Origin of the sequence: Agrobacterium sp. RC10-4-1 (assembly GCF_014138475.1) — a bacterium.
Classification (GTDB): Bacteria; Pseudomonadota; Alphaproteobacteria; order Rhizobiales; family Rhizobiaceae; genus Agrobacterium; species Agrobacterium pusense.
In genome coordinates this window covers 193,734-216,086 of record NZ_JACJIT010000004.1, presented here as the reverse complement: position 1 = coordinate 216,086, position 22,353 = coordinate 193,734, and the positions used below count along the sequence as shown (strand labels likewise).

Annotated in this window: 21 protein-coding genes; 5 read left to right on the top strand and 16 right to left on the bottom strand. The window is 58.3% G+C overall.

Annotated elements, in window-relative coordinates:
- Window positions 1-172 precede the first annotated feature (172 nt).
- The 11 genes from lipA to FHW77_RS12630 form a co-directional block, all read right to left on the bottom strand.
- Window positions 173-1,144, bottom strand: coding sequence for a lipoyl synthase (gene lipA / locus FHW77_RS12680; protein ID WP_004441621.1), 972 nt, complete (start codon window positions 1,142-1,144; stop codon window positions 173-175).
- 102 nt (window positions 1,145-1,246) lie between these two features.
- Window positions 1,247-1,495, bottom strand: a complete 249-nt coding sequence (locus FHW77_RS12675; protein WP_004441618.1) for a GlsB/YeaQ/YmgE family stress response membrane protein — start codon at window positions 1,493-1,495, stop codon at window positions 1,247-1,249.
- A 95-nt stretch (window positions 1,496-1,590) separates the two neighbouring features.
- The gene (lpdA, locus tag FHW77_RS12670; protein WP_004441615.1) at window positions 1,591-3,036 is read right to left on the bottom strand and encodes a dihydrolipoyl dehydrogenase; all 1,446 of its coding nucleotides are present in this window, start codon (window positions 3,034-3,036) and stop codon (window positions 1,591-1,593) included.
- A 57-nt stretch (window positions 3,037-3,093) separates the two neighbouring features.
- Window positions 3,094-3,738: an SGNH/GDSL hydrolase family protein gene (locus FHW77_RS12665; protein WP_004441612.1), complete on the bottom strand. Its 645-nt coding sequence runs from the start codon at window positions 3,736-3,738 to the stop codon at window positions 3,094-3,096.
- A gap of 12 nt (window positions 3,739-3,750) precedes the next feature.
- Window positions 3,751-5,121 (bottom strand): pyruvate dehydrogenase complex dihydrolipoamide acetyltransferase, encoded by a 1,371-nt coding sequence (locus FHW77_RS12660; RefSeq protein ID WP_004441609.1) that lies wholly within the window; start codon window positions 5,119-5,121, stop codon window positions 3,751-3,753.
- A gap of 14 nt (window positions 5,122-5,135) precedes the next feature.
- A complete protein-coding gene (locus FHW77_RS12655; protein ID WP_004441606.1) occupies window positions 5,136-6,557 on the bottom strand; it encodes a pyruvate dehydrogenase complex E1 component subunit beta in 1,422 nt (473 codons plus the stop codon).
- Window positions 6,558-6,574: 17 nt separating this feature from the next.
- Complete coding sequence (gene pdhA, locus FHW77_RS12650; protein ID WP_004441604.1) at window positions 6,575-7,618, bottom strand: pyruvate dehydrogenase (acetyl-transferring) E1 component subunit alpha; 1,044 nt, start codon at window positions 7,616-7,618, stop codon at window positions 6,575-6,577.
- A 153-nt stretch (window positions 7,619-7,771) separates the two neighbouring features.
- On the bottom strand, window positions 7,772-8,089 hold the full coding sequence (locus tag FHW77_RS12645; protein WP_004441601.1) for an FtsB family cell division protein: 318 nt from the start codon (window positions 8,087-8,089) through the stop codon (window positions 7,772-7,774).
- A gap of 338 nt (window positions 8,090-8,427) precedes the next feature.
- Window positions 8,428-9,702 (bottom strand): phosphopyruvate hydratase, encoded by a 1,275-nt coding sequence (gene eno / locus FHW77_RS12640; RefSeq protein WP_004441599.1) that lies wholly within the window; start codon window positions 9,700-9,702, stop codon window positions 8,428-8,430.
- A gap of 137 nt (window positions 9,703-9,839) precedes the next feature.
- The gene (gene kdsA / locus FHW77_RS12635; protein WP_004441596.1) at window positions 9,840-10,685 is read right to left on the bottom strand and encodes a 3-deoxy-8-phosphooctulonate synthase; all 846 of its coding nucleotides are present in this window, start codon (window positions 10,683-10,685) and stop codon (window positions 9,840-9,842) included.
- The gene (locus FHW77_RS12630) at window positions 10,682-11,563 is read right to left on the bottom strand and encodes a VOC family protein (protein WP_004441594.1); all 882 of its coding nucleotides are present in this window, start codon (window positions 11,561-11,563) and stop codon (window positions 10,682-10,684) included. The genes kdsA and FHW77_RS12630 overlap by 4 nt, the downstream gene beginning before the upstream one ends.
- A gap of 474 nt (window positions 11,564-12,037) precedes the next feature.
- Between FHW77_RS12630 and FHW77_RS12625 the strand changes: the two genes are divergently transcribed.
- Complete coding sequence (locus FHW77_RS12625; RefSeq protein ID WP_034495721.1) at window positions 12,038-12,328, top strand: RHS repeat-associated core domain-containing protein; 291 nt, start codon at window positions 12,038-12,040, stop codon at window positions 12,326-12,328.
- A gap of 212 nt (window positions 12,329-12,540) precedes the next feature.
- Window positions 12,541-12,942, top strand: coding sequence for a hypothetical protein (locus tag FHW77_RS12620; protein WP_044458780.1), 402 nt, complete (start codon window positions 12,541-12,543; stop codon window positions 12,940-12,942).
- 268 nt (window positions 12,943-13,210) lie between these two features.
- On the opposite strand, the gene FHW77_RS12610 is transcribed toward FHW77_RS12620, so the two are convergent.
- Window positions 13,211-13,543 (bottom strand): hypothetical protein, encoded by a 333-nt coding sequence (locus FHW77_RS12610; protein WP_034495722.1) that lies wholly within the window; start codon window positions 13,541-13,543, stop codon window positions 13,211-13,213.
- Window positions 13,544-13,626: 83 nt separating this feature from the next.
- Entirely contained in the window at window positions 13,627-14,169 is a 543-nt protein-coding gene (locus tag FHW77_RS26965) for an RHS repeat-associated core domain-containing protein (protein WP_081859337.1), read from the bottom strand.
- Between the two features lie 316 nt (window positions 14,170-14,485).
- On the opposite strand from FHW77_RS26965, the gene lexA reads away from it, so the two are divergent.
- Both lexA and FHW77_RS12595 read left to right on the top strand, forming a co-directional pair.
- A complete protein-coding gene (lexA, locus tag FHW77_RS12600; protein WP_004441588.1) occupies window positions 14,486-15,208 on the top strand; it encodes a transcriptional repressor LexA in 723 nt (240 codons plus the stop codon).
- Between the two features lie 252 nt (window positions 15,209-15,460).
- The gene (locus FHW77_RS12595) at window positions 15,461-16,138 is read left to right on the top strand and encodes a glutathione S-transferase family protein (protein ID WP_004441586.1); all 678 of its coding nucleotides are present in this window, start codon (window positions 15,461-15,463) and stop codon (window positions 16,136-16,138) included.
- A gap of 19 nt (window positions 16,139-16,157) precedes the next feature.
- Here the strand turns inward: FHW77_RS12595 and FHW77_RS12590 are convergent, their stop codons facing one another.
- Window positions 16,158-18,632: a ComEC/Rec2 family competence protein gene (locus tag FHW77_RS12590; protein ID WP_234942494.1), complete on the bottom strand. Its 2,475-nt coding sequence runs from the start codon at window positions 18,630-18,632 to the stop codon at window positions 16,158-16,160.
- Between the two features lie 262 nt (window positions 18,633-18,894).
- On the opposite strand from FHW77_RS12590, the gene gltA reads away from it, so the two are divergent.
- Entirely contained in the window at window positions 18,895-20,184 is a 1,290-nt protein-coding gene (gene gltA, locus FHW77_RS12585; RefSeq protein WP_004441580.1) for a citrate synthase, read from the top strand.
- 123 nt (window positions 20,185-20,307) lie between these two features.
- Here gltA and lpxB read toward each other — a convergent pair whose 3' ends face one another.
- Together lpxB and FHW77_RS12575 are read right to left on the bottom strand one after the other, a co-directional pair.
- On the bottom strand, window positions 20,308-21,489 hold the full coding sequence (gene lpxB, locus FHW77_RS12580) for a lipid-A-disaccharide synthase (RefSeq protein ID WP_004441577.1): 1,182 nt from the start codon (window positions 21,487-21,489) through the stop codon (window positions 20,308-20,310).
- A complete protein-coding gene (locus tag FHW77_RS12575) occupies window positions 21,486-22,352 on the bottom strand; it encodes an LpxI family protein (protein ID WP_004441575.1) in 867 nt (288 codons plus the stop codon). Before FHW77_RS12575 ends, lpxB begins: the two co-directional genes overlap by 4 nt.
- Window position 22,353: the final 1 nt, after the last annotated feature.

The following is a 22,353-nucleotide window of genomic DNA, read 5'->3' as shown; positions in this document are numbered from 1 at the left end:
GATCCACAGGCGCCGCGTCTCACGCACCGTCATCCTCGGGAATATCCCAAGGATCTAATCACCCATTGTCATTTCCATAGGTTGCAGATGCTCGGGGCAGGCCCGAGCATGACGATGGTGAGAACATGAAGACTTCAAATCTCAATGCCGTATTGGCGAACCTTTGCGTCGCTTACTCCGCAGCCGCCAGCAACTTCTTTTCGCGTGCCGCACGCAGGCGTTCGAAATCGTCACCGGCATGGTGGGAAGAACGGGTCAGCGGGCTCGACGAAACCATCAGGAAGCCCTTGGTGTAAGCCACCGTCTCGTAGGACTTGAATTCCTCCGGCGTCACGAAAGCCTCGACCTTGTGGTGCTTGCGGGTGGGCTGCAGGTACTGGCCGATGGTCAGGAAGTCGACGTCAGCGCTGCGCAGATCGTCCATCAGCTGCAGCACTTCATTGCGCTCTTCACCGAGGCCAACCATGATGCCCGACTTGGTGAACATGGTGGGATCGAGTTCCTTCACCCGTTGCAGAAGGCGCACCGAGTGGAAATAGCGCGCACCCGGGCGGACCGTGAGGTAGTTGCCCGGAACCGTTTCCAGATTATGGTTGAAGACGTCGGGCTTTGCGGCAACGACACGTTCCAGCGCGCCGGGCTTCTTCAGGAAGTCGGGCGTGAGGATTTCGATTGTGGTCGTGGGAGAGGCTGCGCGGATTGCCCAGATCACCTTTTCGAAATGTTCAGCACCGCCATCGGCGAGATCGTCACGGTCGACGGAGGTGATGACGACGTGGGAAAGTCCCATCTGCTTGACGGCCTTGGCGACATTTTCCGGCTCATTCATGTCGAGCGGATTGGGCTTGCCGGTCGCGACGTTGCAGAAGGCGCAGGCACGGGTGCATATTTCACCCATGATCATGAAGGTCGCGTGCTTCTTGTCCCAGCACTCGCCGATATTTGGACAGCCGGCTTCCTCGCACACGGTCACCAGCTTGTGGCTGCGCACCAGTTCGCGCGTCTCGTGGTAACCCTTGGAGGTCGGCGCCTTGACGCGGATCCATTCGGGCTTGCGCATCACCTCGGTATCAGGCTTGTGCGCCTTTTCCGGGTGGCGGATACGCTTTTCGTCAGACGACGTCCTGTCGAGAATAGTGACCATAAAAACCTGCTTCCATCGCCCTTGGCGATCCAGACATCTTTGGTGCGATGCTTTAGAACAATTCCAGAAAAAGCGTAAGCCCCTTCCGGTCACGACGCCTTGTCAGCGCCGCACGAGCTTAGCCACGAACAGCAACAGGCTTGCGCCGATGAAGGCGGTAACGAAATAACCGAGCCTGCTATCCTGCACGAAAACATCGAAGGTTCGCAGTACCGCAACAGCGACCACCGAACCGACAATGCCAAGGACAATGTTCATGAAAATGCCGAAACGCATGTCCATGAGCTTGCCGGCGAGCCAGCCGGCGAGACCGCCGATGATGATTGCTGCAATCCAGCCTACACTTTCCATTCCCACGCTCCCTGAAATAACAGCCCGCCTTAAGGCTGTATCGAGACATATGGGACACCCGGCATGGTTAGACAATGCCGGGCATCACGCGGCACTTATGCGTTAAGCACACGTCCATAGGCATCGAGCACGCTTTCCTTCATCGATTCCGAAATGGTCGGATGCGGGAAGATCGTGTGCATCAAATCTTCTTCTGTCGTCTCCAGATTCATAGCGACGACGAAGCCCTGGATGAGTTCGGTCACTTCCGCCCCGACCATATGCGCGCCGAGCAGCTCGCCGGTCTTCTTGTCGAAGATGGTCTTGACCATGCCCTGATCTTCACCCAGCGCGACAGCCTTGCCGTTCGCCGCAAAGGAGAAGCGGCCGACGCGGATATCGCGGCCCTGTTCCTTGGCCTTGGCTTCGGTGAGACCGACAGAAGCGACCTGCGGGTTGCAATAGGTGCAGCCGGGAATCTTCAGTTTGTCCATCGGGTGAACATTCGGCAGACCGGCGATCTTTTCGACGCAGATGACAGCCTCGTGCTCAGCCTTGTGGGCAAGCAGCGGCGGACCTGCGACATCGCCGATGGCGTAGATGCCGGGAACGTTGGTCTTGCCGTAGCCGTCGATGACGATAAAGCCGCGATCGGTCTTCACGCCGGCAGCTTCGAGGCCGATGCCTTCGATATTGGCAACGACCCCAACGGCAGAGATCATGCGATCAGCCGTGATCTTTTCGGAAGAACCGTCCTTCTTCTCCAGCGTCGCGGTGATGGAGTTTGCGCCCTTTTCCACCTTGGAAACCTTGGTTTCCAGATGGATCTTCATGCCCTGCTTTTCGAGTTGCTTCTTGGCGAAGGTGGAGATTTCCGCATCTTCGACAGGCATAACCTGGCTCATGATTTCGACAACGGTCACGTCCACGCCCATGGTGCGGTAGAAGCTGGCGAATTCGATGCCAATCGCGCCGGAGCCCATGACGAGCAGCGACTTCGGCATTTCTTCCGGCTTCATTGCCTCGAAATAGGTCCAGATCAGCTTGCCATCGGGCTCAATGCCGGGCAGCGCGCGCGGGCGGGCGCCCGTGGCGACGATGATGTGCTTGGCTGTATAAGTACCCTCGCCCAGCGTGTTCTTCGGAACCGGACCCTGCGGCTGCACCACCGGCTTGGTGGACTTGCCGACCACGATTTCGCCCGGCTTGGTGATCTTGGCTTCACCCCAGATGATATCGACCTTGTTCTTCTTGAACAGGAAACCGACGCCATTGTTCATGCGGGCTGCAATGCCGCGCGAGCGCGCCACGATTGCCTTGACGTCAGGCTTGATCGAGCCTTCCAGCGTCAGGCCGTAATCCTTGGCGTGGGTGGCGGTGTGCATGACATCGGCGGTGCGCAGCAGCGCCTTGGTGGGAATGCAGCCCCAGTTGGAGCAGATGCCGGCCAGATGCTCACGCTCCACGACGGCAACCTTCATGCCGAGCTGGGCTGCGCGGATCGCGGCAATGTAACCGCCCGGTCCCGAACCGATGATGATGACGTCATATGATTGAGCCATTGGAAATCCTGCCTTGTCCTATCGGGTCGCGAGCAGCGCCACGACCGGGAATTGTTCTTAAAGTCCGAGCATCATGCGGACGACGGGCTCCAGCCCCCGCCCGATGGCCCGCGTATTTTCAGCATCGAGATGAACGCCATCCACCGGCGTCGTTCGGGCGACGGAACCCGCATCGAAAAAGCCGCAATCAAGCTCGTCGGCAAGGTCCCGGTAAACGGACGCCAGCATCGCCGATTCATCGATCGCATCACGAAAGATCGCGCCCATGAACGGATTGGCCGTTTCACACAGCTGCGGCGGTGCGACGATCAGCACGTCAGGCGCTTCCCAGTCCGGCACCTGCCAGATGTGGTTGCGCGTGAGCTTCACCAGCCGTTCGACACCCTTCATGGCAACGATCGCCGATCCGTGGATTGACGGCTTCAGGTCGTTGGTGCCGAGCATGACAATCACCAGATCCAGCGGCGCATGGCTGTGCAACAACGTCGGAAGAACCCGCGCGCCGTTGCGGTCGCAATCGGCGGTGTTGTCGTCATAGGCGGTGGTGCGACCACCCAGACCTTCGTGAATCACATGCACGTCAGGACCGAGCGCCTTCTGCAAGACGCTCGGCCAAAGATCGTCATGGCTATGCCGGCCACCCGTTTCCGCATTTGATCCCCAGGTGAGGGAATCGCCAAAGCAGAGGACCGACTTCACCATCTTACTCTCCGATCAAACCAGCATGCCCATCGGGTTTTCGATGTAGCGCTTGAAGGCGCCGATCAGTTCGGCTCCGAGCGCGCCATCGACGCAACGGTGGTCGGTGGAGAGCGTAACCGTCATGACGTTGGCGATCTTGATCTCGCCATTCTTGACGACAGCGCGTTCTTCACCCGCGCCGACCGCAAGGATGGTGGCATGCGGCGGGTTGATGACGGCGGAGAAGCTCTTGACGCCCATCATGCCCATGTTGGACACGGCGGTCGTGCCGCCCTGATACTCCTCAGGCTTCAGCTTGCGCTCTTTTGCGCGCTTGCCGTAGTCCTTCATCTCGTTGGAGATGGTGGAGAGCGACTTCTGCTCGGCCTTGCGGATGATCGGCGTTATCAGGCCACCCGGAATGGAAACGGCAACGCCGACATCCGAATGCTTGTGCTTGACCATGGCGCTTTCCGTCCAGGAGACGTTGGCGTCAGGCACGTCACGAAGCGCCAGCGCCAGCGCCTTGATGACCATGTCGTTGACCGACAGCTTGTAGGCCGGCTTGCCGTCCTTTTCAGGGGCAGCGGCGTTGAGCTGGGCGCGTAGCGCCAGAAGCGTATCCAGTTCGCAATCGACCGAAACGTAGAAATGCGGAACGGTCTGCTTGGATTCGACCAGACGCTTGGCAATGACCTTGCGCATGCCGTCATGCGGCACGAGCTCATAGGAGCCTTCTTCGAACAGCTTGAGAACGGCTTCGTCCGACTGGCCCTTGGCAAGCGCCGGAGCTGGTGTGCCTGCGGATGCAGCAGCGGCGGGAGCAGCCTTTGCACCGCCGGAAGCAGCAGCTTTTTCGACGTCGGTCTTGACGATACGGCCATGCGGGCCGGAACCGGAAAGGGCCGAAAGGTCGAGACCGGCTTCCTTGGCGAGACGACGTGCCAACGGCGAAGCGAAGATGCGCTCGCCGGACTTTGCAACCGGCGCTGGCGTGGACGAGGCGGCGGGCTGGTCGGCAACCGGCTTTTCAGCCTTCGCCGGGGCAGCCTCTTCCTTCGGCGCTTCCGCCTTGACGGCGTCCTGCTTGGGGGCCTCCGTCTTTGCCTCAGCCTTGGCAGGAGCGGCATCGCCGCCCTTTGCCGCCTCGGCCACATCTTCGCCATCGGCGGCGAGGATTGCGATGAGGGCATTGACCTTGACGGCTTCCGTGCCGGCCGGAACGACCAGCTTGGCAACGGTGCCTTCGTCGACGGCTTCCACTTCCATGGTCGCCTTATCGGTCTCGATCTCGGCGATCACGTCACCGGGTGCGACCTTGTCGCCTTCCTTGACCAGCCACTTGGCCAGATTGCCCTCTTCCATCGTCGGAGAAAGGGCAGGCATGGTGATGTTGATAGGCATCGAAACGCCTCCCCTTACTTGTAGCAGACGGTTTTGACGGCCTGGACGACTTCATCGACATTCGGAAGCGCCAGCTTCTCCAGATTGGCCGCGTAAGGCATCGGAACGTCCTTGCCGGCAATCGTCAGGATCGGCGCGTCGAGATAATCGAAAGCAGCGCGCTGGACCTGGTTGGAGATGAAGTCACCGACCGATGACTGCGGGAAGCCTTCTTCGACAGTGACGAGACGGCCTGTCTTTTTCACCGATTCGATAACGGTCGGCAGGTCCATCGGGCGGATGGTGCGCAGGTCGATCAGTTCGACGTCGATGCCGAGCTTTTCGAGTTCCGCAACAGCCTTCACCGCATACGTCATGCCGATGCCGAAGGAAACGATGGTTGCGTCCTTGCCCTTGCGATGAATGCGCGCCTTGCCGATCGGCAGCACGAAATCATCGAGCTTCGGCACTTCGAAGCTCTGGCCGTAGAGAATTTCGTTCTCGAGAAAGATGACGGGGTTCGGATCACGGATGGCGGCCTTCAAAAGACCCTTCGCATCGGCAGCCGTATAGGGCATGACAACCTTGAGGCCCGGAATATGGCTGTACCATGCGGCGTAACATTGCGAGTGCTGGGCCGCAACGCGGGCAGCAGCACCCGAAGGACCACGGAACACCATCGGCGCGCCCATCTGGCCGCCCGACATGTACAGGGTCTTCGCTGCCGAGTTGACGATCTGGTCGATCGCCTGCATGGCGAAGTTGAAGGTCATGAATTCGACGATCGGCTTCAGGCCGGTCATGGCTGCGCCGACGCCGATGCCGGCAAAGCCGTGTTCGGTGATCGGGGTGTCGATGACGCGGCGCTCGCCGAATTCCTGCAGCAGGCCCTGGGTAATCTTGTAGGCGCCCTGATATTCGGCGACTTCTTCACCCATGATGAAGACTTTTTCATCGGCGCGCATTTCTTCGGCCATGGCGTCACGCAGCGCTTCACGCACCGTCGTCATCACCATTTCGGTGCCTTCCGGAATGTCCGGGTCAGCGGCAACCTCGATCTTGGGCGCTGCCGGAACCTTCGCGGCTTCCTTGGAAGCGCTCGGCTCTTCGGTCGCTTCGCGGGTCTTGCCGCCAGCGGCATCAGAACCGGAATTGGCAGCTTCGGCCTTCGGCTCTTCCTTCTTGGCAGAGGAAGAGATGTCGTCGGCGCTTTCGCCTTCCTGGATGAGCACGGCGATCGGGGTGTTGACCTTGACGCCTTCGGTGCCTGCATCGATCAGCAGCTTGCCGATGACGCCTTCATCCACGGCTTCCACTTCCATGGTCGCCTTGTCGGTTTCGATTTCCGCGATCACGTCGCCGGAGGTGACCTTGTCGCCTTCCTTTTTAAGCCATTTGGAAAGCGTGCCTTCCTCCATGGTCGGGGAAAGGGCGGGCATAAGAATTTCTACAGGCATGGGTTTCCCTTTCCCGATCAGAGCAGAATGTCGGTGTAGAGCTCGGACGCATCCGGCTCGGGGTCGTTCTGGGCGAAGTCGGCGCTGTCGGCAACGATATCACGGACATCCTTGTCGATGGCCTTGAGTTCGTCTTCGCTGGCCCAGCCCTGCTCCAGAAGGCGTGCTTTCACCTGCTCGATCGGATCGTGTTCCGAACGCATCTTCTGCACTTCGTCCTTGGAACGGTATTTCGCCGGGTCGGACATGGAGTGACCGCGGTAACGGTAGGTCAGCATTTCCAGAATGATCGGACCCTTGCCGGAACGGCAATGTTCCAGCGCCTGATCGGCTGCTGCCTTGACGGCGCGCACATCCATGCCATCCACCTGAATGCCTGGAATGCCGAAGGACTGGCCACGCAGCGAATAGTTCGACTGGGCGGTGGCGCGGGCGGTCGAGGTGCCCATGGCATAACGGTTGTTTTCGACGATATAGATGATCGGCAACTTCCAGAGAGCGGCCATGTTGAAGCTCTCATAGACCTGGCCCTGGTTCGCCGCACCGTCACCGAAGTAGGTCACGGAGACGTTGTCGTTACCGCGATAGCGGTTGGCGAATGCGAGGCCGGTGCCGAGCGACACCTGGGCACCGACGATGCCGTGACCGCCATAAAAATGCTTCTCTTTCGAGAACATGTGCATGGAGCCGCCCTTGCCTTTAGACAGACCGCCCTTGCGGCCGGTCAGTTCGGCCATGACGCCACGGGCGCTCATGCCGCAGGCGAGCATGTGACCATGGTCGCGATAGGCGGTGATGACCTGGTCGCCCTCTTTCTGAGCCATCTGCATGCCAACGACGACAGCTTCCTGGCCGATGTAGAGGTGACAGAAACCACCGATGAAGCCCATGCCATAGAGCTGGCCGGCCTTTTCTTCAAAACGGCGGATCAGAAGCATCTCGCGATAGGCGTGAAGCTCTTCTTCCTTTGAGAAGTCGGGGCTGTTCTTGCCGGTGAATTCGGTTGCGGACTTTGCCGTTGTCTTGCGGCCGGATACGGTCGCTGATTTTCGCGGCGCCATTCATCCCTCCCTGAGTTGCCGTTTGAATGGATAGAGTGGCGCGTACCATATGCAAGAAAGCGCCATGCAGCAATGCTTTAAACGCATGGCACATATTCACGCTAAGATGCTGTGAATAAATCAAAAATGTTGAATTAACCTAATCTCGGTTAATCAGAAATATGTGTTCATGATGACGATTTCGTCCGTTCGGGACATATTCAGCTGGTACCGGGAAATCTCGTCGATCATGTCCCGTTCAAGCGAACCGTCACTCAACAGTTCCACCTGACGCTCCAGCGCCACGCGCGCCTGTGTCAGCTTTGCAAGCTCCGCCGTCCGGGTAATACGCTGCCGTTCCAGCCGCTCCGTTGCCTGAAGGCCGAAATCGCCATGGATCGAATGATAACCGAAGTAGGAAAGAAAAGCGATGGTAATGGCTGGAACGATCAGCCGACCGAATCGTCTCTTTTTATGATGCCTGGTCCACATGCCGGAGAGATGCCTCAAAACGCGTAACGTGAGTCTGAGACTAGAGCGGATTGTTTAACTATCCGTTGACCTTAAATTCCAATCGGCAATTGGGCATGAAAAAGCCCGCCGGAGGGCGGGCTGGATTGGCGGGGACGCTAAAAGAACGCTCGTCATGCCGGACTTGATCCGGCATCCAGCCACAGCGCGTCTGCGCTGTGAGAAGACTCTTTCGCGATCAAGGACTTGATCGCACTGGACCCCGGATCAAGTCCGGGGTGACGGAGTGCGGACCATACCGCTCGCCGCTTAAACGAGCCCGCCAGGCAGCGGGCCACATCATGAAACCCGAACGCAAACTAACCGCGCAGGATTGAACGGCCGGCGTAAGCAGCCTGAGGGCCGAGCATTTCCTCGATACGGATCAGCTGGTTATACTTTGCGAGCCGGTCGGAACGGGCAAGCGAGCCGGTCTTGATCTGACCGCAGTTCGTGGCAACTGCGAGATCGGCGATGGTCGAATCTTCGGTCTCGCCCGAACGGTGCGACATGACGGCGGTGTAGCCGGCCTTGTGGGCGGTTTCGACCGCGTCCAGCGTCTCGGAAAGCGAACCGATCTGGTTGACCTTGACGAGGATGGAGTTGGCGACGCCCATCTTGATGCCGTCGCGAAGACGCGCGGAGTTGGTGACGAAGAGATCGTCGCCGACCAGCTGGCACTTATTGCCGATGAGATCGGTCAGCGCCTTCCAGCCGTCCCAGTCGTCTTCAGCCATGCCGTCTTCGATGGAAATGATCGGGTACTTGGCAACGAGGTCAGCAAGGTATTCAGCCATGGCGCCCGATTCCAGCGTGCGGCCTTCGCCCTCGAGAACGTATTTGCCGTTTTTGAAGAATTCGGTCGATGCACAGTCGAGGCCGACATACATGTCTTCGCCCGGACGGTAACCGGCCTTTTCGATCGACTTCATGATGAAATCGAGCGCGGCAGGCGCGCTTTCAAGACCGGGAGCGAAACCGCCTTCATCGCCGACATTGGTGTTGTGGCCCTGCGCGGAGAGCTCTTTCTTCAGCGTATGGAACACTTCCGAACCCATGCGCACGGCTTCGCGGATGTTTTCTGCGCCAACCGGCAGGATCATGAATTCCTGGAAGTCGATCGGGTTGTCGGCGTGGGCGCCGCCGTTGATGATGTTCATCATCGGAACCGGCAGCAGATGCGCGTTCGGGCCGCCGACATAACGGTAGAGCGGCAGGCCGGAGGCTTCGGCAGCAGCCTTGGCGATGGCGAGCGACACGCCGAGAATGGCGTTGGCGCCGATGCGCGACTTGTTCGGCGTGCCGTCCAGCGCGATCATCATCTGGTCGATCTGGATCTGGTTTTCAGCATCGAAACCGCCGATGGCGTCGAAGATTTCCGTGTTGACGGCTTCAACGGCCTTTTCCACGCCCTTGCCGAGATAACGCTTGCCGCCATCACGCAGCTCAACCGCTTCATGCGCGCCGGTGGAGGCGCCCGAAGGAACGGCGGCACGGCCCATGGAGCCGTCTTCGAGGTACACATCGACTTCAACGGTCGGGTTGCCGCGGCTGTCGAGGATTTCGCGCGCGATGATATCGGTAATGGCAGTCATGGTCTCTCCCTTGGGAATGGAACAGATATTTTCCGTCGCCTGTCTTAGACGATGGCGAAGAAATTACAATGACGGCAGGCCGTAGAAAGGGAACCACCGCCATTTAAAATCGATTGGCACGGCACCGCGCCCGCCGCTCAGGCTTTCGCGATGGCGTCGAAGGCCAGCAGCTTTTCGAGCAGTTTCGGCATATCCTTCAGGTGAACCATGTTCGGGCCGTCAGAAGGCGCGTTGTCCGGGTCCTCATGGGTCTCGATGAAGAGGCCTGCGACACCAACGGCGACAGCTGCGCGAGACAGCGTTTCGACAAATTCCCGCTGACCGCCGGTGGAACCGCCCTGCCCGCCCGGCTGCTGCACCGAGTGGGTGGCGTCGAAGACAACAGGTGCGCCGAGGGATGCCATGATCGGCAGAGAACGCATGTCGGAGACCAGCGTATTGTAGCCGAAGGACGCGCCGCGTTCGCACAGCAGCACATTGGGGTTGCCGCTTTCATTCAGTTTGGCGAGCACGTTCTTCATGTCCCATGGCGCCAGGAACTGGCCTTTCTTGACATTGATGACACGGCCGGTTTTTGCGGCGGCAACGAGAAGATCGGTCTGACGGCTGAGGAAGGCCGGGATCTGCAGCACATCCACCACTTCGGAAACGATGGCGCACTGTTCTTCGGTGTGAATGTCGGTCAGGACCGGAAAGCCGAATTCCTTCTTGAGATCGGCAAATATCTGCATGGCACTGTCCAGGCCGATGCCACGCTTGCCGGAAAGCGAGGTGCGGTTCGCCTTGTCGAAAGATGACTTGTAAACGAGGCCGATTCCGAGCCCGTCACAAAGCTCCTTCAAGACACCCGCAACCATGAAGGCGTGCTCCCGGCTTTCCATCTGGCAGGGGCCGGCGATCAGTGAAAAACGCTCGCTATTGCAAAAGGAAACCTTGCTGGCGCCCTGGCCGGCGGTGACTTTGAGATTGTTCGTGACGCTCATCTTTTTTCCTCGAAGGCGAAATCGACGCCCTGTCCGGGTGCTGCGGGCACCACCAGACGGCCGCCCGCTTCTGCGCTGGACACGCCATTAGCAGCAAGTGCCGTCGCTGTCACGGCAAGATCGTCAACGGAAAAGACGACGCCCATGCCGCGCAGGCCCTCACCGCTTTTTCCCGTAGCCTTCGGGTCGACGCCAGAAAGGGCGGGTCTTTCACTCAGCCTCACCCTTGCATTGCCGGTTTCGAAAACGACATCACCATCCGGAGACACGACGCCGTTGCAGCCGAAAACCGCTTCTATCAAGTGGGTGTCACTCCGCGTACCGGAACACAGCACGATCTCGCGAAGGCCCAGAACTCCGTTCTGGTGACGTTCCAGTGCAGCACGGTCCCCCGGCAGTGCCTGCAGGCGTTGACAACTGAAGAGGAAGAAATCCGCAGCCGATCCGCTTGCCGCGAAAGCAAGCCGGAACGCCGCCTCGCCTGACGATCCGTCCGGCATTTGCATGGGCCGCGAAAATTCGAAGACCTCGCCGGCCGATACGCCAGACGCCACGAATCTCCGGTGATCGGCACGAGCGTCAGCGGTGGAGGCCACAAGGGCAGAAAAACCTTCCTGTCCGTACGATCGCCGGAATGCCTGGTCCCTGCCGGTAAAAACATCGCCTCTCTCGACCGACGCGATATAGCTAACCCGGTCAGCAATTGTCAGAGGCTCAAGATAGGTGCCATCCCTGAAGAACACACAGGCATTCTCCGTGCCGAAAGGATGGAGAGCCTGTGGCGCGACCGTAAAGCCAAGGACCTTGAGCCGCGCGGCCGCTACCGCAAGGTCCCGAACGGGCAGAACGAGATGATCGACGCGATGCCTGTCAGCCATAAATCTTGCCTTTTTGACGCGCCCGGCGCAGGTGCCGGGTATTGAAGCTGACAAAAGCACGAAGAGCGCCGGGAATGCAAATGACCGGCCTGCGCGTCGATGCCGGTATCGGCAGTGGGCTGAGGTTACCGGGTTTCACCAGTCCTCCGGCTTCACCTGAATGCGGACGGTTTACCAGTTTTCATCCGCCTGCGGATTGTTGGCGAGATCGGTCGCGACCGTTTTTGGATGGCCAGTGACTTCAGGTGTGTAGCGCCGGTTAAAGGCGGAAAACGCAAGGTCGGCTGTTGGCCACTGTGCATCTGACCGATATCAGGCGTTTGTATTTTCTCGCGCCACAACACTTCCCTATATTTACGACTTCAGCGGCAACATCATCGCGGAATATGACGGCAACGGCGCGCTGGGACGGGAGTATATCTGGCTTGACGAGAGCCTTTGGCAGTGGTTGCAGATGCCGGTACGGAAGTAGCTATGATCTACCAGGTTCATACCGATCATCTCGAACGTCCCATCATGATGACCGACAGCGCAAGAAATGTGGTCTGGAGCGCAACCTACCTGCCTTATGGGGAGGCATATACGATCCTCGGATCCGCCACGCTCGACCAACGCTTTCCGGGGCAATGGTTTCAACTGGAATCCGGTTTGGACTACAATTGGCATCGCCACTACGATCCGACGACAGGCCGCTATCTCCAGGCCGATCCTCTTGGGATGCCCGATGGACCAAATATGTGGACCTATGTAACTAATTCACCTTAGATGGGCGTAGATCCGGACGGGCGCTAAAAAAATCGAAACGGGGGACCGATCCTATATTGCCCCGGTGTCTATGGCTATGAATGTGGAGCACGAGATCGTCCTCCGGATATAAATCCAGAATATCCGAATGCCTGCTATCAATGCCTCTGCCGAATCGTAGAATGGCCACCTTCCAGATTAGCACCAACAATTCCTAATTGATTGAAATTAAAATGAAAGAGATCATTGGTCATGAATTGAGACTAATGCGAGAGGGAAAAAAACCCCTCTCAATGTTCTACTATATTGAGTCGGTAGGCGATAAGGACCTAATCCCCGTCGATAACTTCCAGCCATATGTTGATGAGGGATCGATCCTAATGGAAGAATTTACACTTCTAAATCCCGAGCACCCTCGCTTTAGCGTGACTTACATTTTCTACAGTCTTCCCGAGGAAGCTTGGCGCATTCCTGCTTTAAAGACAGCCTTGGTTGCCCAACAGGACAATATTCAACGCCCTGATGAGGGTATTGATCGAATTATAGGATTACTACTTGGCTACTCTAAAGAAGAAATTGATCAATGGGTAAGAAAAGGACTGAATTCCGCGACGTCACCAAACCATAGTCGTTGAACATAATTCGCTCAACCAGCTATTTCCGGTTAATATATCCAGCTAGAACCCGATTTGCACTACAATTGATATCACCATTACGACCCGAAGGCGGGCCGCTATCTTCAGGTCGACTCTTTTAAAATGCGCGGGCAGGTATCCCCCGAGCACATCATATTCGTAGGTCCAAACATTGCCTGCGGCCTCCGTTCGGGAGACAAGCCTATCCAAGGCGTCGTAAGTAAGGGCGGTAAATGAGTCCTGATCTTGGGAACAGGTCGACCTTCGGTCAGGGTTGCTTATGTAAGATCATTAAATTGCTTATAATCCTAGCAGGAACCGGCAAAATATCATCCACTTTCAATACGCCAATGTCATAATCGATTCCATATTCTTCACTTATTTTCATTACATTTAGATAAGAATATATAATCGCGTTAACAATTGAACTGATGCCATCAAGGCCTTCGATACTGCGCTCTTTGGTAATACCTCTGAACCTCACGCGCGCACGACAAACGTATAAATCGCCATTGTTCATTGGCCAACTAATTTCAACCTCAATCCTATCAGTTGACCCTATAACATCAAGAAATTTCGTGAAATGTCTTTCCTGTTTCATTTAATTTCCCATGCTTCATGGCTGCGATTGTCTTACACATCATTAAATTGGAATCTAACTGGACATCACACGGTTCGGCCGGATCATCTGCAGGTCCGCCTTTTAGGAGGTTCGTTTGGCGGAGTCGATCGCGCCAAAACACCACAACCACTTACGCCGACAATCTGCATTTTCGGTTGCATCGCTGTATTCAGCGCATCGGCAAGGGTGTAGAAGGTGCATGCTATAGCTGCACCAATCGTACTCAATGCATTCTTGTCGGCGGATGCCAGATATCGCGCGGTGCCACTGGCTGTGGATAGCATGCGTTGTGTAGCAATCGTACCACCCATCAGTGCAACTGGCACAGCGAGTGTACTCGCATATTGTCCTGCTGCCGCCATTCCACTCGGATCGGTCCAATTGGCGGGCGAGTTCCAGACATAGCGGTAGACGTTAAAGTCACCGGCTTTGAACCAGATCGGATCTTCCTGAAGGAAGCGGCTGGTCGAGGGATCGTAGGCGCGTGAACGATAGTGGGATAGGCCCGTCTCAGGCTCGCACTCCCGCCCGGCGAGACCGACAAGAAAAGCTTGGGTTGCTATAGGGGTTCCAATAAGGTTCCTAATCACGACATCGCAGAGCATTCAATCGTAAGACGGGGCTCAATATATTCTGAGTAATCGGCTACTTAGCTGCTGCGCGAGAACGACGCATTATCGAGGTTTGCCAATACAGCGACTGGCGACGCCTAATTTTCGGAAAAAAGCTAATAAAAACAATGAAATCTTATGATTTTCATTCCAGCTTACCTACCGGGGTTCTTAGCGTGCCATTCCCGTTTTGTTTTCTCGCCCCAAGTTCACGAAATTTTAGGGGATTGCGGAACACATATGGAACATATAGTGTTCGTTCTGTATTTGTTTCGCGACTTCAACGACGATTCTCAAGGGTGTTTTCCTCATGCTCACGCGCAAACAGCAGGAATTGCTTCTCTTCATTCATGAAAGAATGAAAGAGTCCGGCGTGCCGCCCTCCTTCGATGAAATGAAGGACGCACTCGATCTTGCCTCCAAATCCGGCATCCACCGGCTGATCACCGCTCTGGAAGAGCGAGGGTTCATTCGCCGGCTACCTAATAGGGCGCGAGCGCTTGAAGTGATCAAGCTGCCGGAGGCCTATGTGCCGGGTGCGAGGCCGCAACGGGGCTTCTCGCCGAGCGTTATTGAAGGCAGTCTCGGCAAGCCCAAGATGCCCGAGCCCGCCCCTGCTCCCAAGGCGCCCGCGAACGATATAGCAGGCGCGGCAACCGTGCCCGTCATGGGCCGGATCGCTGCCGGTGTGCCGATCTCAGCCATTCAGAACAATACGCATGACGTGGCGGTTCCGGTGGACATGCTTGGCTCGGGTGAACATTACGCGCTCGAGGTCAAGGGCGATTCGATGATCGAGGCCGGCATCTTCGATGGCGATACCGTCATCATTCGCAACGGCAACACCGCCAATCCCGGCGATATCATCGTGGCGCTGGTGGATGACGAGGAAGCGACGCTGAAGCGCTTCCGTCGCAAAGGCGCCTCGATCGCACTTGAAGCCGCAAACCCTGCCTATGAGACCCGCATTTTCGGACCTGATCGGGTTAAAATCCAGGGCAAGCTGGTAGGGCTGATCCGCCGGTATCATTGATGCTGCTGCCGGTCCGGATAAGGCCGGAGCGGTCGATGAGCGATAAACCAGGCCTTCAAGATGAACGGCGCGTCATTCCACTCGAGTGATGCGCCTTTTCTTTTTAATGGCGGCGAAGGCGGCTTTGCCAGAGGACGTCGGCAGGGATGGCGCCCCACCCATCAATTGGCGTTATGGGAGCGATGGATTCTTTGCGATATTCCGGGCCGGGCCGCTGGTATAAAAACCCGCTTCACAGTCAGGAGACCCGCAATGTACGATCTTTATATCGCCAACAAGAATTACTCCTCCTGGTCGCTGAGGCCATGGGTCCTGATGCGCACGCTCGGTATCGCCTTCGAGGAGAAACTCGTCCCGTTTGGTGAAGGCGTGTCATTCTCCACCTTTTCCCCAACTGGCAAGGTGCCTTGCCTCGTCGATGATGGCGTGACGATTTGGGAGTCACTCTCGATTGCCGAATATCTTGCCGAACGTCATCAAGGGGTATGGGCAAGCGACAAGCATGCGAGAGCCTGGTCGCGGTCGGCAGCAAGCGAAATGCATGCGGGATTTTCGTCCCTTCGCAATCTCTACCCCATGTCCGTTGGCGTTCGTGTCAGACCGAACGTCAGCGATGCCGGGCTTGCGGCGGATATAAAGCGTGTCGATGCGTTGTGGAGCGAGGGCCTGTCGAATTTCGGCGGTCCCTATCTCGCCGGTCAGAAGTTCACGGCGGTGGATGCCTTCTACTGCCCTGTGGCATTCCGTTTCCAGACGTATGGCGCAGACCTTTCTCCTGCGGCAAAAGCCTATTGTGAGCGACTGCTCGCTCTGCCGTCCATGCGCGAATGGTATGAGGCGGGACTGAAGGAGACCTGGCGTGACGCGGCACATGAAGAGGAGATCGCCGGAATCGGCGAATTGACGACGGATCTACGCGCAAAGGCCTGACGATCCGTGCTGGCGGCGATCATTGCGACGCCGCCAGCAGACGGGTGATCGTTTCAGGCAATTCCCGGTCGAAACGTCCGGTTTTCCAGTCATAATATCGATGTTCACTCCACGGGCGGTTTGCGCCCGCGGTCGACGCCCGTAGCCGACCGACAACGCCGGGCTGATCGCTCCTCGCGAAGTCTATCTCCACGGAACCGATGCGCCGCAATATGTCGCGGTTGAGGAGTAACGCGCCCGAGCGACACTGTGCAAACGACGTTCTGCGGGAAACAATGACGATGTCGGCAATGTCACATGCCTTTCCGGCGAGGCGGCCGTCTTCCAGTACGATGATCCATTCGCCGCTTTCCGCACGCGCCACGCACCAGCGACCTGACTTGCATGTAAAAATTCCAGGCGCTGCATCCTTCAACGCAGCCACCATGTCTCGTCCCACAGCCTTTATTTCGTCCCGCGTGAGCTTTGATTTCCTGGTGAGTGCGATGCCGGACGCGGTTGGAACGTCTTGTCTGAGGATAACGGGCGCGAGCGGTTTCTCCGGAAGCAGCAGCGCCCTTTGCCACTGGTCATAGATGAAGCCATGCGGCCGGGTTTTTGTGGCGTAAACCTTGTTCTCGTCCAGAAGCGCGACCAGAGAACCGTCTTCATGAACGAGGAGATCGGGCAGATCGCGCTGAGATGTCGCTGCCGAGAGGCCGAAGGCAAGCAGCAAAGGCGGAATGCCCAAAAGCGCAAGGCGGCTGCGCAGCAGGGTCAGCAGCAGGAAGCCAGCCGAGGCGATGCCGATGAACCAGCCATGCGGACGTCCGGTCGCGGCGCTGCCACCCCAGGAGGCGACTTCGTCCGCGACCTCTATGACCAGCGCCATGCCATGGCCCATGACCTTCAGGAATGGCGCGTCGAGCCCGAACGGCATCAGCAGCATGGCAATCAGACCGAAGGGCATGACGATCAGCGACATGAGCGGCGTGGCGGCGAGATTGGCAAAAAGTCCATAGGTGGTGACACGCTGGAAATGTTCGGCAGAATAGATTGCTGTCGAAAGCCCACCGATCAGCGACGTTGTGATAACGCCGCCGATCACGGCACCTGCCGTTTGCGCTACCGTCACCCAAGCCGGTTTTCGCCCTCTAAAAAGACGCTCGCGGTCAATGCGCCAGCGGCTCCAGGCCGCATAGGCAGAAACAAGCGCGATCGTTGCGGCAAAAGACATCTGAAAGCTTGGACCCATCACTTCCGACGGGGACAGCGCCAGTATCACGAGGGCGGAGAGCGCAACATTTCTCAGGCTGAGCGAGGGCTGATCGAAGAGCACCGCAATCAGCATCACGGACATCATCAGCCAGGCCCGCTCGGCGGAAACTGCGAAACCGGAAATCAGATAGTAGCAAAGTGTCATCAGGAGCGCTGCGAAGGCGGATATCTTCTTGACCGGCCATCGCTGGGCAAAGGCTGGGAACAGGCTGAATGCGAGCCTCATGCCGACAAAGAAGATGCCTGATGCCAAGGCCATGTTGAGCCCGGATATGGCAACGATATGAGCCAGCCCCGAGACCCGCAGTGCCTCCATGGTTTTCGGCGATATGGCTTGTCTCTCATCGGTGACGATGGATGCAGCAAAGGCACCCGCATCGCCGCCGATCGTCGTGCGAATGCGCTCGGCGATGGCGGCACGCAGGCGATAAAGCCACATGTCGGCCATCTCCAGCCAACCCTCGGCCCCAAGGTCCGCCGTCGCCACCGCCTGGGGCGGCTGGTAAAAAAAGCCTGTCGCACCGATGCCCCGGAAATAAGATGAAAAGGCAAAGTCGTTCAATCCCGGCAAAGCCGGTCCGGACGGTGGAGAGAGCCGTGCCTTGCCGCGTATGGTCGCGCCGATCGGCATGGCGTCGCCGCCACCGCGCGCAAGGAGCGACACCCTCCCCGGCAGACGCGTTAGTGACGGTGCTTCAGTGGAGTGGAGCTGCACCAGATACCGCCAGTCGCCCCGCGCATCCACCTCCCGGCGCACCACCTTGCCGGTGAGCGTGGTGGTGACCGGCGTGTCCAGAAGGATGGTCGCCGCACGGCGGGTTTCCAGTTCCGCAAAAAGCATGCCGAGCAACAAGAGGGCGACAAGGCTGCACGCCCTTCCCACCGTATCAAGGCGGTATCGGTTGAGAAGCGCCAGTGGGGCCGCGACTAAAAATGCGACGATCAGAAGGGGCAAGGAAGGCGCGGTGTCGAGAGAAAACCAGAGGATCGCTCCGCAACCGATGACAACGGGTACGAAAAGAAAATCGTGCCCGAATGCGCGTTCTTCCGTCAGCCAGACGGCAACTTTTCGAGAAACGGAAACGCCGGGTTCGGGCCTGTCGACCAGAGGCGGCAGAACAGGGATCGCGACGGCGACGGTCCGCTGCAGCGGAAACAGGATATCCACCGTGCCGGGGGCGTTTCCCTGCATCGTTTCGGCATATCCGAAATGCTGTTTTTCCCCTTGACCAAGCATTCTGCGCCGCGCCCCTGCCGCACTGTAAACAGGTTTGCAGAGGGACGCCCGAGATTGCAATGCTTTCCTTTAACCGCGCGTTGACCGAGATTGAATTGCTTCGATCGACGAGGCCAAAAGCAACGCATTTGCGTTTGCCGCAATGCACAATTTGACCTTTGGATAGCTTGGCATCTGCGACAGGATCATATAGCTAATCGGTAGACGCTTAACCGCGGGGCGTGTCTCAACGCCCCCACCCGCATGTTTTCGGAGGATCAGTATGACGGAAAAAAGCGCTACAGTGACACTTGGCGACAAACAGGTCGAACTCCCAGTCAGGGAAGGCACGATCGGGCCGAGCGTCGTCGATATCGGCACGCTGTACAAACACACGGGCTCCTTCACTTACGACCCGGGTTTCACGTCGACGGCCTCCTGCGAATCCAAGATCACCTATATCGACGGTGACGAAGGTGTTCTCCTGCACCGTGGCTTCCCCATCGAACAGCTCGCCGAACAGGGCGACTTCCTGGAAACCTGCTATCTGCTGCTTTACGGCGAACTGCCGACGGCGGCACAGAAGAAAGATTTCGATACCCGCGTCACGCGCCACACCATGGTGCACGAGCAGATGAGCCGCTTCTTTACCGGCTACCGCCGCGACGCGCATCCGATGGCCGTCATGTGCGGCACGGTCGGCGCTCTCTCGGCCTTTTACCACGACTCGACCGACATCACCGATCCGCATCAGCGCATGGTCGCATCGCTTCGCATGATCGCCAAGATGCCGACGATCGCCGCGATGGCCTACAAGTACCATATCGGCCAGCCCTTCGTTTACCCGAAGAACGATCTGGATTACGCCTCCAACTTCCTGCACATGTGCTTTGCCGTGCCGTGCGAGGAATACAAGGTCGATCCGGTTCTGGCCCGCGCCATGGACCGCATCTTCATTCTGCATGCCGATCACGAACAGAATGCCTCCACCTCCACGGTGCGTCTTGCCGGTTCGTCGGGCGCCAACCCGTTCGCCTGTATTGCGGCCGGCATTGCCTGCCTCTGGGGTCCGGCACACGGCGGCGCCAACGAAGCGGCGCTCAACATGCTCAATGAAATCGGCTCGGTTGATCGCATTCCGGAATACATCGCCCGCGCCAAGGACAAGAACGACCCGTTCCGCCTGATGGGCTTTGGTCACCGCGTCTACAAGAACTACGACCCGCGCGCCAAGATCATGCAGAAGACGATGTATGAAGTGCTGGAAGCCACTGGCAATTCCGACGATCCGATCATGCAGGTCGCGCTGGAACTGGAAAAGATCGCCCTTTCCGACCCGTATTTCGTCGAAAAGAAGCTTTACCCGAATGTCGACTTCTATTCGGGCATCACGCTGAAGGCGCTCGGCTTCCCCACGACCATGTTTACCGTCCTCTTCGCTCTCGCCCGCACCGTCGGCTGGATCGCACAGTGGAACGAAATGATCGAAGATCCGCAGCAGCGCATCGGCCGTCCGCGCCAGCTTTACACGGGTGCCGGCAAACGCGACTACATTCCGGTTTCCAAGCGTTAATCGGCAAACCACGTCACATCAAAGGCCGGCGAGTTTTACTCGCCGGCCTTTTTGCTTGCCATTGTGGATTGGGATACACGCGGTGGGACCGGCGGCAACACAGGCCCTGACACAGATGGGGCTTCAACCTCGCTGTCTGCGGGCGTTCACGACCTCGAGGAGAATAGCCGCGCCGGTTTCGCCGGGCGGGACATCCGTGCGCAGACGTTGCTGCACCAGAGCATAACCTTCGAGCATGGCCTTCCGCTCAATTGTATCGGATGACAGGCGTTCCGCCCAACGCAGCATCGATCCGGCCCTGACCACCTCGTTGAAATACTCCGGGACGACAGCATAATCGGCAATGAGATTGGGTAGCGCACCCGTCCAGGTCTTCACCCGCTTGCTCAGCATGGTGAAAATCCAGTCGGTCTTGTAGACAGATATGGTCGGCACGCCGGCAAGAGCCAACTCAAGAATGACCGTGCCTGACGCTGCGATAGCCGCATCGGCTTCCGCAAAGGAGTTCCACTTGAAAGCAGGATCGATGCCGATTTCGGGTCTGATTTCCTGCGGCCAAGACGCCGCCAGTTCGCGGATGCGATGTTCCTGACGTGGAACGGTGGGCAGCAGAAACCGCGTCGGACCATTCCGTTCCACAAAAGCCTTCGCCGCGTGCTGGAACGGCTCCATCAGCCTGGTGGTCTCGGTGGAACGCGACCCGGGCAGAAGAAGAATCGTCTTCAGCCGCCCCTCCGCTGGAAGTGGCCGTTCTGCCCGCTTCCGACGCACCGCGAGGACGTCCGGATCGACGCTGAGGCGATGGCCGACGAATGTGGTCGGCGGGCCTCCGAGACGGCGCATCGCCTCCGGCTCAAATGGCAGGAGAGCCAGGACATGGTCCACATAGGATAACATCGCCGTTGCGCGATGTTCTTTCCAGGCCCAGACGCTCGGGCACACATAATTGACGACCGGGAGATGCGGCAGTTCCTTGCGGACTTTTTTCGCCACTCGATGGGTGAAATCCGGGCTGTCGATGATCAAAAGGACATCCGGTTTTTCCCGTATCACCGCCTCAGCCGCCCGGTTGATCAGGCCGATCAGTTTGGGCAGTTTCTTGAGGACCTGCGTGAACCCCATGATCGAGAGTTCGGAATAATCGAAAAGAGAAGTGAGCCCCTGCCCCTCGAGCGCCTCGCCGCCGACGCCGACAAGTTCGATCGAACCGGGATATCGGGCCTTGAGGGCCCGGATCAGATCCGCGCCGAGAAGATCGCCCGACACTTCGCCGGCGATGACCGCCACCTTCAATCTCTCCGTCATTCCATCATGTCTCCGCGAAGTGACGTATCGATGCCACAGACGAATATGCCCGCCTGATCGGCAGCTTTCAACATCGCGTCACGATCAAGCACCAGTGCGCGTCCGGCTTCGACGGCAATGCCCGCAAGCCCGGCCTTTTGGGCATTTTCGACAGTTTCGATCCCGATTGTCGGCAGATCGGCGCGTACATCCTGCTGCGGTTTGCAGAGCTTGACCAGCACGCCCCGGCGGCGGGGCGAGATGCGTCCCTCCGCGCGCAATGCCGCGACGCGCAGTAACATTGCGTCCGTGCCTTCAACGCCCTCGAGCGCCACGATGCGGCCGCCGACGGAGACCGCACCCTGCCCGACATCAAGTTTGCCGAGCGCAAGCGCCGCCTCAGCTGCCCTGCTTATGTCCTTCAAGTCGTCTTCGGCCGGTTTTTGCGTGCCGAAAGCGCCTGTCGTGGCCAAGAGGCCTGGAGCGATCTCATGCGCGCCGATGACTTTCGCACCGAGCGTGCCGATGATCTTTATGACCATCTGCAGAACGGCGTCATCGCCGCCCGACAATAGCGTTTTGACGATGGATGGAAGTTTTAGCAGGATAGCGACGGTGGGGCGGATTTCACGCCATTCCGGCCGCCGCGCCACGGCCCCGGAAAGCACGACACGATCCACCCGGTTGTCACGCAGCAGCCGGCCAAGCCCGGCGACGTCACCAACCGAGATGACGGCGTTGTCGAAACCGCTCCAGTCGAAGCGGGAATCATCGCGCAGCCGCACGATGAAAGGATCTTCTCCCATCTCACGGGCGGCGTTCGCCACGTAAAGTGGCAACTGGCCGCTGCCGGCCACAATGGCGAGACGCCCGCCGCCTGTCACG